Annotated in this window: 15 protein-coding genes; 8 read left to right on the top strand and 7 right to left on the bottom strand. The window is 57.6% G+C overall.

From position 1 onward, the window contains the following. The first annotated feature begins 49 nt into the window (after positions 1 to 49). The 6 genes from MA884_RS01580 to pstB all read left to right on the top strand — a co-directional run bounded on the left by MA884_RS01580 (position 50) and on the right by pstB (position 6,694). Positions 50 to 1,354, top strand: a complete 1,305-nt coding sequence (locus MA884_RS01580; protein WP_256228651.1) for a CitMHS family transporter — start codon at positions 50 to 52, stop codon at positions 1,352 to 1,354. An 89-nt stretch (positions 1,355 to 1,443) separates the two neighbouring features. Further along, positions 1,444 to 2,697: an OprD family porin gene (locus MA884_RS01575; protein ID WP_256228650.1), complete on the top strand. Its 1,254-nt coding sequence runs from the start codon at positions 1,444 to 1,446 to the stop codon at positions 2,695 to 2,697. A gap of 257 nt (positions 2,698 to 2,954) precedes the next feature. Then, entirely contained in the window at positions 2,955 to 3,974 is a 1,020-nt protein-coding gene (pstS, locus tag MA884_RS01570; RefSeq protein ID WP_256228649.1) for a phosphate ABC transporter substrate-binding protein PstS, read from the top strand. A gap of 103 nt (positions 3,975 to 4,077) precedes the next feature. Then, on the top strand, positions 4,078 to 5,046 hold the full coding sequence (gene pstC / locus MA884_RS01565) for a phosphate ABC transporter permease subunit PstC (protein ID WP_371134716.1): 969 nt from the start codon (positions 4,078 to 4,080) through the stop codon (positions 5,044 to 5,046). After that, positions 5,043 to 5,915 (top strand): phosphate ABC transporter permease PstA, encoded by an 873-nt coding sequence (gene pstA, locus MA884_RS01560; RefSeq protein WP_256228647.1) that lies wholly within the window; start codon positions 5,043 to 5,045, stop codon positions 5,913 to 5,915. The genes pstC and pstA overlap by 4 nt, the downstream gene beginning before the upstream one ends. Next, on the top strand, positions 5,915 to 6,694 hold the full coding sequence (gene pstB / locus MA884_RS01555; protein ID WP_256228646.1) for a phosphate ABC transporter ATP-binding protein PstB: 780 nt from the start codon (positions 5,915 to 5,917) through the stop codon (positions 6,692 to 6,694). The genes pstA and pstB overlap by 1 nt, the downstream gene beginning before the upstream one ends. A 113-nt stretch (positions 6,695 to 6,807) precedes the next feature. Here the strand turns inward: pstB and MA884_RS01550 are convergent, their stop codons facing one another. After that, positions 6,808 to 7,611 (bottom strand): helix-turn-helix transcriptional regulator, encoded by an 804-nt coding sequence (locus tag MA884_RS01550; protein WP_256228645.1) that lies wholly within the window; start codon positions 7,609 to 7,611, stop codon positions 6,808 to 6,810. Positions 7,612 to 7,708: 97 nt separating this feature from the next. Between MA884_RS01550 and MA884_RS01545 the strand changes: the two genes are divergently transcribed. After that, positions 7,709 to 8,665, top strand: a complete 957-nt coding sequence (locus MA884_RS01545) for a threonine dehydratase (RefSeq protein ID WP_256228644.1) — start codon at positions 7,709 to 7,711, stop codon at positions 8,663 to 8,665. Here the strand turns inward: MA884_RS01545 and MA884_RS01540 are convergent. Together MA884_RS01540 and mhpT are read right to left on the bottom strand one after the other, a co-directional pair. Continuing rightward, a complete protein-coding gene (locus MA884_RS01540) occupies positions 8,662 to 8,853 on the bottom strand; it encodes a hypothetical protein (protein ID WP_256228640.1) in 192 nt (63 codons plus the stop codon). The genes MA884_RS01545 and MA884_RS01540 overlap by 4 nt on opposite strands. Before the next feature lie 156 nt (positions 8,854 to 9,009). Then, positions 9,010 to 10,287, bottom strand: coding sequence for a 3-(3-hydroxy-phenyl)propionate transporter MhpT (mhpT, locus tag MA884_RS01535; protein WP_256228639.1), 1,278 nt, complete (start codon positions 10,285 to 10,287; stop codon positions 9,010 to 9,012). Positions 10,288 to 10,562: 275 nt separating this feature from the next. On the opposite strand from mhpT, the gene MA884_RS01530 reads away from it, so the two are divergent. Then, positions 10,563 to 11,873, top strand: coding sequence for an OprD family porin (locus MA884_RS01530; protein WP_256228638.1), 1,311 nt, complete (start codon positions 10,563 to 10,565; stop codon positions 11,871 to 11,873). Positions 11,874 to 11,948: 75 nt separating this feature from the next. Here MA884_RS01530 and MA884_RS01525 read toward each other — a convergent pair whose 3' ends face one another. From MA884_RS01525 to MA884_RS01510, 4 genes are all read right to left on the bottom strand, one after another. After that, entirely contained in the window at positions 11,949 to 12,449 is a 501-nt protein-coding gene (locus MA884_RS01525) for a lipocalin-like domain-containing protein (protein WP_256228637.1), read from the bottom strand. A 50-nt stretch (positions 12,450 to 12,499) separates the two neighbouring features. Then, entirely contained in the window at positions 12,500 to 13,888 is a 1,389-nt protein-coding gene (locus MA884_RS01520) for a tripartite tricarboxylate transporter permease (protein ID WP_256228636.1), read from the bottom strand. Continuing rightward, on the bottom strand, positions 13,885 to 14,373 hold the full coding sequence (locus tag MA884_RS01515; RefSeq protein WP_256228635.1) for a hypothetical protein: 489 nt from the start codon (positions 14,371 to 14,373) through the stop codon (positions 13,885 to 13,887). The genes MA884_RS01520 and MA884_RS01515 overlap by 4 nt, the downstream gene beginning before the upstream one ends. 69 nt (positions 14,374 to 14,442) lie before the next feature. Continuing rightward, entirely contained in the window at positions 14,443 to 15,741 is a 1,299-nt protein-coding gene (locus tag MA884_RS01510) for a hydroxymethylglutaryl-CoA reductase, degradative (protein ID WP_256228634.1), read from the bottom strand. Between the last annotated feature and the right edge of the window lie 95 nt (positions 15,742 to 15,836).

The raw sequence follows: 15,836 nt of genomic DNA, 5'->3' as shown, positions 1-15,836 counted from the left end.
AGACCTCGTCATTGCATCAGCGACTCAATAACAACAAGAGATCTGACATATGCTCGCTTTACTTGGCTTGGCCATGGTGGTGGTCTTCACCTTCCTGATAATGACCAAACGTTTGTCACCGATCGTCGCTTTGACGGTTGTGCCAATAATCTTTGCAGTGATCGGCGGTTTTGGCGGTACCACCGGCAAGATGATGCTGGACGGCCTGAAGATGGTCGCGCCGTCGGCGGCACTGCTGTTGTTCGCGATCCTGTTTTTCGGCCTGATGATCGACGCCGGTCTGTTCGACCCGCTGATCCGCAAGATCCTCAAGCGGGTCAACGGTGATCCGATGAAGATCGCAGTGGGCACGGCGCTGCTGTCGCTGTTGGTGGCACTGGACGGTGACGGCACGACCACGTACATGATCACCTGTGCAGCGATGTTGCCGCTGTACAAGCGCATCGGCATGAACCCGATGATTCTGGCGACCATTTCCATGCTCTCGTTGAGCATCATGAGCGGCATGACACCCTGGGGCGGCCCGGCGACCCGTGCGATCGCCGCGCTGGGCCTGGATGCCGGTGAGTATTTCGTACCTTTGCTGCCGACCATGATCGGCGGTGCGGCGTGGGTGGTATTCACGGCATTCCTGCTGGGGCGTGCCGAACGCAAGCGCATCGGCAACACCCATCTGCAAAGCGGTGGGGGTAACTGCTACATCAAGGCGATTATTGAAGACACGCCGCACAAGCGCCCGAAACTGGCCTACGTCAACCTGCTACTGGTGATCGTGGTGATGGTTGCGCTCGTGATGGGCCTTATGCACTCGGCGATCCTGTTCCTGATCGGTTTTGTCCTGGCGTTGATGATCAACTATCCGCAACTGGATATTCAGAAAGAACGGATCCTCGCTCATTCGGGCAACGCCATGACCGTGGTTCTGCTGGTGTTTGCCGCGGGTATCTTCGCCGGGATCTTCTCCGGGACGAAAATGGTCGATGCGCTGGCGCAAACCCTGGTCGACTGGATTCCGCCATCCTGGGGCCATCTGTTCCCGCTGGTGGTTGCGATTACCAGCATGCCGCTGACCTTCGTACTGTCCAACGATGCCTACTACTTCGGTGTCGTGCCGATCCTGGCCAACGCTGCCGCGGCCTATGGCATTGATCCGGTCGAGATTGCACGGGCCTCCATTCTCGGCCAACCGGTGCACCTGATGAGTCCGCTGGTAGCCTCGACCCTGCTGCTGGTCGGCATGGTGGACCGTGATCTGGGCGACTTCCAGAAAGCCACCGTGAAGTGGGCGGTGCTTACCTCCCTGGTCGTGACGGCGTTGGCATTGCTGACTGGTGCGATAAGTCTGTTCTCCTGATCACCTACGCCTCTTTAACTGCCTGACGCCCCACGCCAGTGGGGCGGACGGCCAGCTGCATTCCAAATAACAACAATGAGTAGTTTGATATGATCTCTGTTTATAACCGTGGAGCTTTATTGACGCTCCTGGCTTTGTTGCCGCTGGCCAATGCCAGTGCGCAAGGTTTTATCGACGACAGCAAACTTAAGCTGCAATTGCGCAATGTTTACATCAATGAAAATTTCCGCGATGAACATGGCATGAGTACGCGCGCGGCAAATACCGCCAAGAGCGAGCGAACCGAATGGGGCCACGGCTTTTTGCTTGATTATCAGTCGGGATTCACGCCTGGCAGCCTCGGCCTGGGTATTGATGCTATGGGCCTGCTGGGGATCAAGCTCGACTCTGGCCGCGGTCGTAGCGGCACCGGCCTGCTGCCGTTGCATGATGACGGCCGTGCCGCCGATGAGTTTGCGAGCTTCGGGATGACCGCCAAGGCCCGATTTGCCAAGACCACCGTCAAATACGGTACGTTGCTCCCTAAAACGCCGGTACTCATTTACAACGATTCCCGACTGCTGCCTCAGACCTACGAGGGCGGCCAGTTCACTAGCACCGACATTGACAACCTGAGCCTGACGGGCGGCTATCTTGATCGTTTCAAGTTGCGAGATTCGAGCGACAGTATGCCCATCGTGCCAGACGGCTACAGTGGCGATAAATCAGGGGACTTCAGTTACCTCGGTGCCGATTACAAGTTGGGCAAGACGATTCGCCTCAGCTACTTCTATGGCGAACTGGAAAACTTCTATCGTCAGAACTTCGCGGGTGTCCAGCATGATCTACCGCTCGGCCCAGGCGTGCTGACCAGTGATCTGCGTTACTTCCGCAGTGTTGATAGCGGTTCTGCCTATGGCGGTAAAATCGACAACCATATGCTCAGCGGTCAACTGTCTTACGCTGTCGCAGGTCATACCGTAGGCGGCGGCTATCAAACACTGAAGGGCGACGCCGGGCTGCCCTACATCAGCGGCGCCTCCGTTTATTCTTTCAGCAACGCGGGCATAGGCAAGTTCATAGAGGAAGATGAGAAGACATGGATGCTCAACTACGGTTACAACTTCGCCGCCCTGGGTGTCCCCGGCCTGACGTTCTCCACTCGTTACCTTAGCGGCGACGATGGGGAGTCCAACACCACCATCAAAGAATGGGAGCGCGATGCCGAGCTGGCTTATGTGGTGCAGCAGGGCTCCTTCAAAGGGTTGGGCGTGAAGCTGCGCAATTACGTCTACCGCTCTGAATTTTCGAGAGGACGGGACAGTAACCGGCTCTACCTGACCTACGATATCGCCCTTTGGTGATCGTTCGTCGCCCGCCTGACGGGGGTGATATGCGCCAGTTCTTCGGCAGTCGAATGCGTTGCTTGTGCGCAACGCGTAGCGCAACTGCCGTTGCACTTTTTCGGCCCCAATGCGAGCACATTTACATGAAATTAACTTAATTCAGAATGCCGCCATAACGCCAGAACTGTCATGGGACAGAAATATTTAAAGAATTAAATCGTCACTTCTCAGATAGGTGGGTACTTCCACTCACCCCCTTCAATTGAGGTGCTTTCGTGACGTTGCTGACAAAAAAGAGTCTTTCTGTCCTGCTCGCTACTCTGTGCATGAGCGGTCTTGCCCATGCAACCGACGTAACAGGTGCAGGTTCCAGTTTCGTATATCCGGTCTTGTCCAAGTGGTCACAGGACTACAGCAAAAACTCCAAAAACCGAATCAACTATCAATCTATTGGCTCGGGCGGCGGTATCGCTCAGATCAAGGCTGCAACGGTAGATTTTGGTGCGTCCGACGCGCCCTTGTCTGCTGAGGATCTTAAAGCCAGTGGGCTGGGCCAGTTTCCAAGTGTGATTGGCGGGATCGTGCCGGTGATGAACATCGAGGGTATTTCGCCGGGCCAACTGAAGCTCGATGGTGAAACCCTGGCGAAGATTTACCTGGGTGAAATCACCGTCTGGAACGATCCGGCTGTCGCAGCCCTGAACCCCGGCATGAAATTGCCCGGCAGTAAAATCACCGTCGTTCACCGCTCCGACGGCTCTGGCACCTCCTATAACTTCACCAACTACCTCGCTAAAGTGAGTAATGGCTGGAAATCAAAAGTCGGTTTCGGCACCACTGTGCCTTGGCCGGTCGGGGTAGGGGGCAAAGGTAACGAAGGCGTCAGCGCTTACGTCAAGCAAATCAAAAACTCAATCGGTTATGTTGAGTACGCCTACGCCCTGCAAAACAAGATGACTCACGCGCAGTTGAAAAACGCTTCCGGGAAATTCATTCAGCCCAACGCCAAAGCGTTCCAAGCGGCAGCCGACACGGCGGACTGGGCTAACGCCAAGGACTTCAACCTGATCATGACCAATGCACCTGGCGATAACGCATGGCCGATCACGGCGACGACCTGGATCATTATGTACAAACAGCCAAAAAATGCGGAGCAAAGCCAAGCCGCCTTCAACTTCTTTAAATGGTCACTAGAGAACGGCCAGCAACAAGCTTCGGCGCTGGACTATGTCGCCTTACCTGATTCCTTGGTCAAGCGGATTGAAGGTTACTGGAAGTCTGATTTCGCCCATTGATTCAGCACCATCTCAACCACCCCTTCGTCTGGCAGGTTTTTGCCTGCGAAGGGGTTTGTTTGTGAGCAGACGTATGATGAATGACACCGTCCAACCACTGGCCATGACCCTGCACACCAGCGATGTTGCGAGTGACAGGCGGGCGCATCTCGACCAGCGGCATGATCTCTGGTTCAAGCGTTCGATGCTGGCCGCCGCGATGCTGGTGTTGGTGCTTCTGGTGAGTATTGCAGCATCGACACTTTGGGGCGGCAGTCTTGCGCTCAAGACGTTTGGCCTCGACTTTCTGACAAGCACCGATTGGGATGCGGTTAATAACCGCTTTGGTGCTTTGGTGCCGATTTACGGCACACTCGTGACGTCTTTTTTGGCATTGCTGATTGCGGTACCCATCAGCTTTGGCATCGCGATATTCCTTACCGAGTTAGCGCCGCCTTGGCTGCGCATGCCGGTCGCTTCGGCAGTTGAATTGCTCGCGGGAATCCCATCGATTATCTATGGCATGTGGGGCTTGTTCATTTTTGGCCCGTTCATGGCCGAATATCTATCGCCCTGGATCAATGATTATCTGGGCGAACTTCCTTTGGTCGGTTCGTTGTTTCAGGGCCCTCCATTAGGTATCGGTATGCTGACCGCCGGCATCGTGCTGGCAATCATGATCATGCCGTTCATCACCTCCGTCATGCACGAGGTGTTCCGTAGCGTTCCCACAACCCTCAAAGAGTCTGCTTACGCGCTGGGCAGTACCACGTGGGAAGTGGTCTGGGACATCGTGCTGCCCTACACACGGTCTGCGGTGGTTGGCGGGATTTTTTTGGGGCTCGGGCGCGCATTGGGCGAGACCATGGCGGTAACGTTCGTATTGGGCAACGCTCAACAGTTCTCCGCTTCATTGCTGATGCCCAGCAGTTCCATCGCTTCGGTCATCGCCAACGAGTTCAGCGAAGCCTATACCGACCTGCATCGCTCCGCGCTCATCGCGCTGGGTTTCTTGTTGTTTATCGTTACTTTTATCGTATTGGCGTTAGCGCGACTCCTGCTTATGCGGCTTTCACGCAAGGAGGGTCTATGACGGGTAATGAACGGCTTTACCGGATGCGCGCCTTCAAGAATCGGTTTGCAATGCTGCTCAGTTGTGGCGCCACAGCCTTCGGTCTCATCTGGCTGATCTGGATCCTGATGACCACGGTGATCAACGGATTTGAGGCACTGAATCTTCATCTGTTTACTCAGATGACGCCGCCACCCGGTACGCAAGGCGGTCTGGCGAATGCGTTCTATGGCAGCGCGCTGATGTCCGCGATTGCCCTTTTGATCGGGACACCCATTGGGTTGATGGCAGGCATCTGGCTCGCGGAATTCGCCCGACACTCGCGCCTGGGAACCACGGTCCGTTTCATTAACGACATCCTACTTTCAGCCCCCTCCATTGTTCTGGGACTGTTCATTTACACCGGCGTAGTCCTGCCGTTAAACGTGCTGACTAACCATCAGGTCGGTTTTTCCGCAATCGCCGGTGCTCTGGCATTGGCGCTGTTGGTGATTCCAGTCGTCGTGCGGACAACTGATGAAATGCTTCAACTGCAACCCTCAACGATGCGCGAAGCGGCGCTGGCGCTGGGCGTTCCGCAATGGAAGTTGACCCTGCAGATTGTGCTGCGATCAGCCAAGGCCGGTGTGGTGACCGGGATCCTGCTTGCCCTGGCCAGAATTACCGGTGAAACAGCGCCGCTACTGTTTACGGCCTTCGGCAACCAGTTCTGGAGCAGCAATGTTCTTAAGCCGATTGCCAGCGTTCCTGTGGTGATTTTCCAGTACGCGATGAGCCCGTTCGATGACTGGCACGCTCTGGCATGGGCCGGAGCATTGGTGCTGACACTCTTTGTGCTGGTACTCAGCCTGCTGTCCCGTTTGATCCTTTTGCGCAATAGGTTGACCTGATGAATAGCCGTGACGTTGCCAACCAGAACACTAAAATTCGCGTGCGTGACCTGGAGTTTTTCTACAATAACCAGTGCTCGCTCAAGTCCATCGACATGGATATTCCAGAAAAACGCATCACCGCAATCATTGGGCCCTCGGGCTGCGGGAAGTCGACGCTGTTACGGGTGTTTAACCGGATTTACGCCATGTACCCCAAGCAGGAAGCGCGCGGCGAGGTGATGCTCAACGGCGAGAATATTCTGGCTCCCGGTTACTCCATGAATCGCCTACGCAGTCATGTCGGAATGGTTTTTCAGAAACCGGTGCCTTTTCCGATGTCAATTTACGACAACGTCGCCTACGCCGTGCGCCACCACGAACAACTCTCCCGCCGAGAGATGGATGAGCGTGTGGAACAAGCCTTGAATGGGGCCGCGTTGTGGGACGAGGTGAAGGATAAGCTCAAGCAGAGCGCACAGAGCCTGTCGGGTGGTCAGCAGCAGCGCCTGTGCATAGCGCGCACTATCGCCTTGCGACCACAAGTATTACTTCTGGATGAACCCACCTCCGCGCTTGATCCGATTTCCACTGGACGCATTGAGCAGTTGATCACCGAACTGAAGGAGCACTACACCGTTATCATCGTGACCCACAACATGCAGCAAGCGGCACGCGTGTCGGACTACACGGCTTTTATGTTCATGGGCGAACTGATTGAGCATGATGTCACCGATGCGATCTTCACCACGCCACAAAGGAAACAGACCGAGGACTACATCACCGGTCGTTTTGGATAGCTTAGCCGCGATCATGCTTTGTCAGCACTGGCGACAATTTCTGAAGCTGATGCACCGACCCGTGGCCGGTGCCTCTCGGTTGGCCCTTATTATCGCTGTTAGCTGCGTTGAGCTCAGCGCAACTGCATCGGGCTCACCCCGAGCCGTTGCTTGAACGTGCTTGCCATGTGCGCCTGGGAATTGAACCCGCAGGCGAGGGCGATTTCCGACAGCCTGGCGGTGGAATCACACATCAGTGCTCGGGCCTTGGCCAAACGCCGGTCGATCAGGTAGCTGTGTGGGCTTTTCCCTGTGGCGAGCTTGAAGGCCCGCATGAAATATCCTTCCGACAGTCCAAGCAAGCCAGCCATCGCCGCCACCCCCAGCGGCTCGTCAAGACTCGCCTCGATAAACTCATCAAGCAAGCGCATGCGCCGGGGGGTGATAGCGCCTTGGCTCGGTGTCGACAACGCCGGGTCACCCGTCGCCCGTTGCGCCAGCGCCAAGGCCCAGGTTTCCCAGTCATCTTCCACGCAGGCACGTAACAGTGCGCCACGCATTCGCCGCGCGAGGTCAATGGCCTGCTGATCAATGCGATTGTTGAATGGGCGATCCCCCGTCAGGAGGATACCGTCAGTACGGGTTATGCATAGGTATTCACCGCCCATCAAGGATTCAGAAAACACGTCGCAGCCTGCGGGAACGAATGCCAGGCCGTTGGGCATGGCCTCGAAAGGATGCACCCGGTCGCTGCCCAAGGCGTGCACGCCGCGCTGGCTGTCGAAGGCAAAACCGATCGAGGCCTGGGTCGCCACATAGCGGGTCGAGTAAGCGGCGCTGGGTAATAATTCGATCGCCCAGGTCCCGGTCTCGACACGGCGGACCGGTTCAGACAAGAGCGATGGCTGTAGACGGTTTCGATGGTTCATGAGCGTCATAGTAGTGAAGAAACGGCGCAAAAGTCAGGTCGGTTTTTTGAAAGCCGACCCACGGCGGCGATGTCTAGACTGGGTAACCACTCAGGGAGATAACTTCATGCACCGACTGACTCGTGACGACATAGAACAGGCGGCTCGCCATGTTTACCAGGTGATGCCTGCCACCGCTCAGTATGCCTGGCCCTTGCTGGCTCAGCGGCTGGGTTGCACGGTGTGGGTCAAGCACGAGAACCACACCCCCACCGGCGCTTTCAAGATACGCGGCGGTATCACCTTCATGCATTGGCTCAAGCGTGAACATCCAAATGCAAAGGGCATCGTCACCGCCACCCGCGGCAATCATGGCCAGAGCCTGGCGCTGGCGGCGAGCGCGCTGGGTTTGAAGGCGTTGATTGTCGTGCCGCAGGGCAACTCGGTGGAAAAGAACAATGCCATGCGCGGCTTTGGCGGCGAAGTCATTGAGTGTGGACGAGATTTTGATGAGGCCCGTGAGGAGGCCGCCCGTTTGGCGCAAGTGCATGACCTGTTCCTGGTGCCACCGTTTCACACGGAACTGGTCAAAGGCGTGGCCACTTACGCCCTGGAACTGTTCACGGCCGCGCCGCAACTCGATACCGTCTATGTGCCGATTGGCTGCGGGTCGGGCATTTGTGGCGTGATCGCCGCCCGCGACGCGCTGGGCCTGAAAACCCAGGTGGTGGGCGTGGTGTCCAGTGAAGCCGCGGCCGCAAAGTTATCTTTTGAGGCGGGCGAAATACACGAAACTGCCTCGGCAAATACCTTTGCCGATGGCCTGGCCGTGCGCAAACCGATTCCCGCGGCCTTCGCCATCTACGCAGCCGGGGCCGCGCGGATCGTAGCGGTCAGCGAGCAGGAAATTGCCGAGGCCATGCGCGTCTATTACACCGACACCCATAACCTCGCCGAAGGGGCCGGGGCCGCCGCCTTGGCCGCGCTTATTCAGGAGCGTGAAGCCCGGGCGGGGGGAACAGTGGGGGTGATTCTGTCGGGTGGTAATGTCGACCGGTCGGTGTATGCGGGAGTGATCGGTTAGTGACCGTCAGCCACCTTGCGCTCTATCTCCGCTATTTTTCGACTGATTTCCTCTGCCTCCTGCTCCTTGGTTTGAGTTGGGGAGGGCGTAGCGCTGTCCTCAAGATTCTTCTCGACCTGTTTGCCTGACGTATCGGCCGGAGGGGTGCTCGAGGTGGCTTCTGATTCGATCCCGTTATCGCTGTTCATAATCGCGTTACCTCTGTTGATCTACACATTGGATGCATGGGTATGGGTAGAGTTCGAGATTTTTGCAGACGATAAAATCAGGAAATTAACGCCTTTCAAACAGCTTCACCTTGAGCCCCGCAACAGCACCTGTTTACCTGCGCCGCTCGGATGGCCTCAGGCCTTGGCCTTGTTCATCGACACGTTCAACGGAGCCGAGCGGGCAATGACGCTGATGATCGTCAATGCCGCAATCACCAAACCGGGTGAAGTGGCCAGCAGGACGCCGGTGGTGCCGGCTCCGGCCGCCAGAATCTGCCCGGCCGCCAAGGGCCCGGCCACCGAGCCCAAACGACCGATCGCTACCGCTGCGCCGACGCCGGTGGCGCGCACTGAAGTTGGGTAGGAAGGAGGGGCCAGGGCATAAAGCACCAATTGCGCAGCCATCACAAACAACCCCGCTGCAAAACCGGCAATGGCCATGGGGATGATACCCACGGACAGGCCAACACCACCCAGCGCTGCCAGCAATCCGGTATACACAAACAGCACCACCTTGATGCCGTTGCAGCGATCCAGCAGCAGCCCGCCGAGCAGGGAGCCGAGGGCGCCGCCGATATTGAAGAGCATCTGTACCAGGCCTGCCTGGGGTTTGCTGAAACCCTGTTCCAGCAGCAGCGAGGGCAGCCAGTTGAGCAACATGTACATCACGGTCAGGGTGAAGAAGTAGCTCAGCCATAACGCCAGGGTAACGCTGGCCCGGCCTTCGCCGAATAAGGCCTGGCCGGTTGAAGTGCGCGTCGGGTTGACGCTGTCTTGTTGTTGGCGAAAGGCGTTGGATTCGGGCAGCAGCACCATCATCAGCGGTACCACCAGCAACGGCGCGAGGCCGCCGATGATGAAGGTCGTCTGCCAATGTTCGGGAAACAGCATGGCGACCACCGCTGCCAGTGCCCCACCCAATGGCACGCCGGCATACATGATGCTGATGGCCGTACCGCGACGTTGCTCCCCAACGGCTTCGGCGCACAGGGCGATCAGGTTGGGCAGGGCGGCGCCCAGGCCCAGGCCCGTCATGAAGCGCACCAGCAGCAGACTGGAAAAAGTGCCGACATAGGCGGTGCTGAGCGAAAATACACCAAACAGCAACACCGCTGCGATGAGGATTTTCTTGCGACCGATACGATCGGCAATCCAGCCGCCGAAGAAGGCGCCCGGCAGCAATCCGATGATGCCGGCACTGAACACCCAACCCATCATTTTCGGGTCCAGGGCGAAGGTCTGACGCAGCCCTGCGGCGGCAGTGCCGGCAGCTTGCAGGTCAAAGCCTTCAATCAGGGCGACGATAAAACACAGGGCAATGGTCAGCGTCGTGCGACGTGATGGAGTGTCCATGGCAAACCTCTTTATTGTTTTTGTGAGTGTGCTGACGGGCGCATGCAGGCTTGCTCGCATCCAGCAATACCAAGCCACAATTAAGATTAACAAATATAACTAAAAAATGAACGCTCACGGAAAATGTCTGAATTAATCGCTATAAAGCTATTTAAATCAATGTGATGTCATGTGTTTTTTGAGATTAATTGAAAATAGATACGAATATTAATGTTCGATTATCGGTCGTTATGGATTGACGGCGCCTCCGGCTTTTCCCACTCTCTGGCCTGAGATCGCGACGCTATACCTGGCGATCACGTTCAAAAAACAACAACAATAAGTGGACATCGGACATGGCGAATTCACCCCGGGGCGTCCTTGCGACGACCTCAACCTTACCTTTTTGCGCACGCGGCTTGCTCCTGTTGGGCTTATGTGCGATTGCCACTCCAGTGCTGTCGGAAGGCTTCATCGACGATAGCCGCGGCACGTTGACCTTGCGCAATTTCTACCTGGATCGGGATTACAAGGACGACGGGGCGAAAACCGCGGCCCGGGAGTGGGCTCAGGGTTTGATCATGAATGTGGAGTCGGGTTTTACGCCGGGCACTGTCGGCTTCGGCCTGGACGCTCGCGCATTGATTGGGGTCAAGCTGGACTCGTCACCGGACCGCAGCGGCACCGAATTGCTGCCGGTGTCCAGCAGCGACCAGCGCGCGGCGGATGAATATTCGCGCCTGGCCATGACTGCCAAGATGCGTTTTGCCCAAACCACGGTGAAGACCGGCGATGTGTCGATCTTCCTGCCGTTCGCCTTTGCCAGCCCGTCGCGGTTGCTGCCGCAGACTTTTCGCGGCACCACGCTCAGTTCCAAGGACATCGACGGGCTGACGCTCAATACCGGCTACATCGATCGCATCAACAGGCGTGACTCCACCAACTACCAGCCGATGAGCATCGCTTCGCCGAACGGGCGTTTCAACGGTGCGGCCACCTCATCGCACATGGCCTATGTCGGTGGCGATTATCAGGTAAACAAAGACCTTAGCCTGCGCGCCTACCACGCCGAAGTGGCCGACCTGTACCAGCAGAGCACCCTGGCCTTGCTGCATAACATGCAAGTGGGCGAGGGCACGTTGACCACTGATCTGCGCAGTTTTTTCAGCGACGAAGATGGCAGCGCCAAGGCCGGCAAGGTGGACAATCGCAACCTGTCGGCGCTGTTCGGCTATCGCTTTGGCGGTCATCGCCTGAGCCTGGGTTACATGCACGCCAGCGGCGACACGGCGACGCCTTATGTGTCAGGCACTGAGTTGATGGGCATGAGCGAATTGACCATGAGCTCGGACTTTCTCAATGCCAAGGAACGGACCTGGCAGGCCATCTACGACTATGACTTCGCCGCCGCCGGGGTGCCCGGCCTGAAGAGCCGGCTGCGTTACGTGCGCGGTGACAACATCGCGCTGGCGGCGCTCAATGCCGATGACCGCAAGGAGCGGGAATTCCAGATGGAACTGGGGTATGTGATCCAGGGCGGTCCGCTGAAGAATGTCGGGCTGATGGTGCGCAAGTCGATCTATCGCAATGACTTCCCGGCCGGCGCGGCATTTCGTGATGAAAACCAGACCCGCTTCCTGGTGCTCTACACGGTGCCGATCTGGTAAGCCATGGGGTGAGCTGAGCTTTGCTCAGCTCACCTTGAATTGACCGCCCCGGTCAGGGCTGCTCACGACGTACCGCTACTTTACCCGCTCAAAGATGATATGAACCTTCGTGCCATCGGGACGCTGGAAGTTTTCCACCATCCGGTTGCCCTCGACTTTCAGTTGCAGGTCATCTTTAGTCCGTGTCGCGCCTACCCAATTGGGGAACGTCGATCCTTCGACGGTATTGCCGGTGAACTCGCCGTTCTGGTCGATGGTATATCGTCCGAAAAAACCGATGCTCCCCGCCATCGCTGCCCGGTTTTCCTCATCGGTTCCTTCGCCCCGAACGCTGGATCGAAACGCGGGCACTCGTGGATCGGTGAGCACCTCGACGAACGTCAACTCTTCAGTGAACACCAGCCATCCATGTGGATTGGGGCCGTACGCATCCGATTGGGTGCCCTGGCGTTCAAGGGTTGCGCTGATCATTTTCCATGTCCCGACCAGTGGGCTTTTCGTGGCGGAAAACGCTGCCGTGCACACCGAAAAGGCTATGATCGCACCCGCCGTCAGTACCGATATTTTCAGGTTCATTCGCATCTCCGTTGTTCGTTATCTGAACACTGTTGTTGAGGTTAAAAACATCACGCATTCATCAGGGCAACCAGGGCCGGAACAGACAGCACGGCTGTGTAATAGCCCATGAACTGCACACCGATGTTGAAACCCAAAAAGCGTGAGAGGAAACCGCCCAGCAGGCCGATGGTGACGATTACCAGCAACCCCAGCAGGCCACCTTCCCAGATGCCGATCACCAGGATCAGACCAACAAAGGTTGAAATCACCGCTTCGTGACTGATCTTGCGCGACACGTAGGATGCCGCTCTGTGGGCGTAATTCATGGTGAAGGGGTAAGCGATCAGGATGGCGACGACCACCGCCAACACGCCGTAGCCAAAAAACTCCCAGGTGCTGAGCAGTGAATGCAGGTTATTCACCTGGCCTGTCGCCGCGTCGACGGTAAAACGTGGCGGGGCGTTGAACAGTGGCGCTGCCGGGCCCGCTGCGACAGGGCTCAGGGGCAGGCCGAAGGCGATCAGCGGGATCAATGCTTCGGCCAGGTAGGTTGACTCCGTAACCCCGTTTCGAGCGGTGATGACCGTGGTCAGGCGATGGTAGACATGCTTGACCCTCGAACCGACGAGCTCGCCCATGATCACGGTCATGGCCACCGGGCTGAACACAAAGGTCGCGCTGGAAATCACGGCGGTAATGGCCGTCCACATGCTCTGCTTGCTGTCCAGTACCTTGAGCGGATTAGGAAAGTAGCCGCCCCAGCTTTTTACGTCGGGCGAGAGGGAGAATGTACGTACTTGCTGGCGACGCATGGTTTCCCGTTCAGCGGGCGCGAGCATTGAGAACAGTGCGGCGATCAACGGGCCAATCGCGATGCCCAGAAAGTAACTGACACTGAGCTTGACGCCGAACTGCGCGGTCATGGTTTGCAGGCCAACAATGATCATGACGAACGGGATCAGCGTCAGCACGGCCGCCAGACGGCCTTTGGAGAACCACGCGATCGCCACCGCCGCGAGCAGGAACACCCAAGGCGCAGCCTGCTTGATCATGTCACCGAACGGCGCGAGCATCAGCGCGAACAATACGGCCATTGGCACCGCGATCAGCGCGGCAATGACCGCCCCGGAAATCATTTTGCGCAGGGCAATGTGGGGCACGCCCAAATTGCGCAGAAAGTTGGCCTCGCGCATCAGTGGTGTCGCCATGGTGTCGCCAGGAATACCCAGTAGCGCCGTTGGTACGGCGTGGGTCATATGTTTGGCTACGGCGCCGGCCAGAAAGAATGTCAGCACGCCGGGGGCAGGCACGCCCAACAAGACGACCAGCAAGGTCAAGGGGGCGAGGGTAGTGGTTTCATCGCTTCCTGAGATGAGCCCGATCCCGGCAAAAATCACCGCTCCCAGGATCCCCATGCCCAGTGCCATGAGGATCTGATCCATCAGTGGAACCATCATGATTGACCTCCATGGCCACCGACTGCACCACTGGCTGCACCGACGCCAACGGACGGTGTTGCAGCGGGGCTTTCTGCGGGAGCGACCAGGCCTTTCTCGTAGTCGGCGAACAGATCATAAAGATCCATTTCCCGCAGTTCCGCGATTGTCGCCGGCGGCAGGTCAGCCAGGCTGCCCAGTGGGCCGTACTCGTTCTGCAACTCGATCAGGATTTTTGCGCGCCAGGCCGGATCAGCCAGGTGCTCTATGACATTGCGCTTGGGTTTGAAAAGCAGCGCACTGATGGTGCCACCTGCCAGGCAGCCCACAATGCCTACCAGCATCGCGTAGGCACGGGCCATCTGTGCGGAGTCCACCCAGCCGACAAACAGGTGCTGGGCGATAAAAAAAGCGCCGAGGCTGACGGCTGCACCGATGCCTATGGAGTAGATCAGGTGACGACCGTCAACGGTGTCGCCCCATACTTCAAATAATTCGGGTTTCATAAGGATTCTCCCACTGCCCCTGAGGGGTTTTATTGTTATGAACGTGAAGAGATGTGGTTGAGTTCGTTATTACGAGCCCGACTCCTGCGCGCGTTTTTGCTCAAGCAGTTCAGCCGCCTTGTCCGAGCGCACGTCCCGGGCTTCGACCATTTGCGCGACCAGCCAATTGACCTCATCGCCTCTGGCCCCCGCCGAAAGCGCAATATTGCGGGCATGCAAAGCCATGTGCCCGCGTTGTATTCCTTCGGTCGACAGCGCGCGCAACGCGCCCAGGTTTTGCGCGAGGCCGACCGCCACGGCGATCTCGGCAAGTTCCTGAGCGCTCTTCACGCCCAGGATGCGTAACGACAGTTGAGCCAGCGGGTGAGTCTTGGTCGCTCCGCCGACCAGACCGACGGGCATCGGCATTTCCAATGTTCCTACCAGATGGCCTTTGCCATCTTTTTCCCAGGTCGTCAGTGAACCGTAATGCCCATTGCGACAGGCATAAGCGTGTGCCCCGGCTTCCACCGCGCGCCAGTCGTTGCCGGTGGCGACGATCAGAGGGTCGATGCCGTTCATGATGCCCTTGTTGTGAGTGGCTGCACGATAGGGATCGACGACCGCAAAGTTGTAAGCATCGAGAATGCCTTCAATGACGTCCTCGCCCTTGTAGGCCTTGGTGGCGAGATGTTCTGGAGCAATGCGGATCTGGGCTCGGGCAAGCCGCAGATCGGCGAGGTTCGACAGAATGCGCAACCGTACCTTGCCGCCGGTAATCTGCTCCATCAGCGGGGCCACCGCTTCCGCCATCGTGTTCACGGTATTGGCCCCCATCGCGTCGCGTACATCGACGATAAGGTGGGCGACCAGCATGGGGCCGCGTGGGCTCTGGGCGAAGGTATGCACTTCGATGTCGCGGCAACCCCCACCTAACTGGTTCAGCAGTTGGTCCTTGCGGTTGGCCAGTTCGATGATTTCGTCCTTGCGGCGCAACAGACTCAGGCGGGCATTGAAGGGATCGTCGATTTCCACGATCTGCACTTGTGCGCGCATCAGCGGCAGCGAGCTGGAGGTCTGAAAACCACCGGCCTGGCGCGCCAGTTTGGCCATGAACGAGGCGGCGGCGACCACCGAAGGCTCCTCGACGACCAACGGCACGATCACGTCGCGTCCGTTGATCTGGAAGTTGCTCGCCACAGCGTAAGGCAACTCAAATTTTCCGATGACGTTCTCGATCATGCCATCGGCTATTTCCAGGGGCAGGGCGCCTGCATCGCGAAGCAGGGCAACATCCTCTTCTGCAAGCGCAAGCAGCTGTTGCAAGTGGCTCAGGCGTTCGGCGGGCGACAGGCTGCGGAACATCGGGAGGCGGGAATCGATACTCATGGAAGGAATCCAGTTGCAGTTATTGTTTTTGACTGCCTGCCACCCTATGCGCATGTGTCCTGGCAAAATAGGTACAGTTTGGACAGACAGTACCT

The sequence above is a fragment of the Pseudomonas sp. Q11 genome (assembly GCF_024494355.1).
Taxonomy (GTDB): Bacteria; Pseudomonadota; Gammaproteobacteria; order Pseudomonadales; family Pseudomonadaceae; genus Aquipseudomonas; species Aquipseudomonas hefeiensis.
This window is presented reverse-complemented; position numbering and strand designations above follow the sequence as displayed.

Bases quoted from the DNA above. Each gene is read 5' to 3' on its own strand.
- pstA (WP_256228647.1), top strand. From the start codon at position 5,043: ATGACGGGTAATGAACGGCTTTACCGGATGCGCGCCTTCAAGAATCGG.
- MA884_RS01530 (WP_256228638.1), top strand. From the start codon at position 10,563: ATGGCGAATTCACCCCGGGGCGTCCTTGCGACGACCTCAACCTTACCT.
- MA884_RS01525 (WP_256228637.1), bottom strand. From the start codon at position 12,449: ATGAACCTGAAAATATCGGTACTGACGGCGGGTGCGATCATAGCCTTT.
- pstC (WP_371134716.1), top strand. From the start codon at position 4,078: ATGACCCTGCACACCAGCGATGTTGCGAGTGACAGGCGGGCGCATCTC.
- MA884_RS01550 (WP_256228645.1), bottom strand. From the start codon at position 7,611: ATGACGCTCATGAACCATCGAAACCGTCTACAGCCATCGCTCTTGTCT.
- MA884_RS01580 (WP_256228651.1), top strand. From the start codon at position 50: ATGCTCGCTTTACTTGGCTTGGCCATGGTGGTGGTCTTCACCTTCCTG.
- MA884_RS01510 (WP_256228634.1), bottom strand. From the start codon at position 15,741: ATGAGTATCGATTCCCGCCTCCCGATGTTCCGCAGCCTGTCGCCCGCC.
- mhpT (WP_256228639.1), bottom strand. From the start codon at position 10,287: ATGCGAGCAAGCCTGCATGCGCCCGTCAGCACACTCACAAAAACAATA.
- pstB (WP_256228646.1), top strand. From the start codon at position 5,915: ATGAATAGCCGTGACGTTGCCAACCAGAACACTAAAATTCGCGTGCGT.
- MA884_RS01575 (WP_256228650.1), top strand. From the start codon at position 1,444: ATGATCTCTGTTTATAACCGTGGAGCTTTATTGACGCTCCTGGCTTTG.
- MA884_RS01520 (WP_256228636.1), bottom strand. From the start codon at position 13,888: ATGATGGTTCCACTGATGGATCAGATCCTCATGGCACTGGGCATGGGG.
- MA884_RS01545 (WP_256228644.1), top strand. From the start codon at position 7,709: ATGCACCGACTGACTCGTGACGACATAGAACAGGCGGCTCGCCATGTT.
- MA884_RS01540 (WP_256228640.1), bottom strand. From the start codon at position 8,853: ATGAACAGCGATAACGGGATCGAATCAGAAGCCACCTCGAGCACCCCT.
- MA884_RS01515 (WP_256228635.1), bottom strand. From the start codon at position 14,373: ATGAAACCCGAATTATTTGAAGTATGGGGCGACACCGTTGACGGTCGT.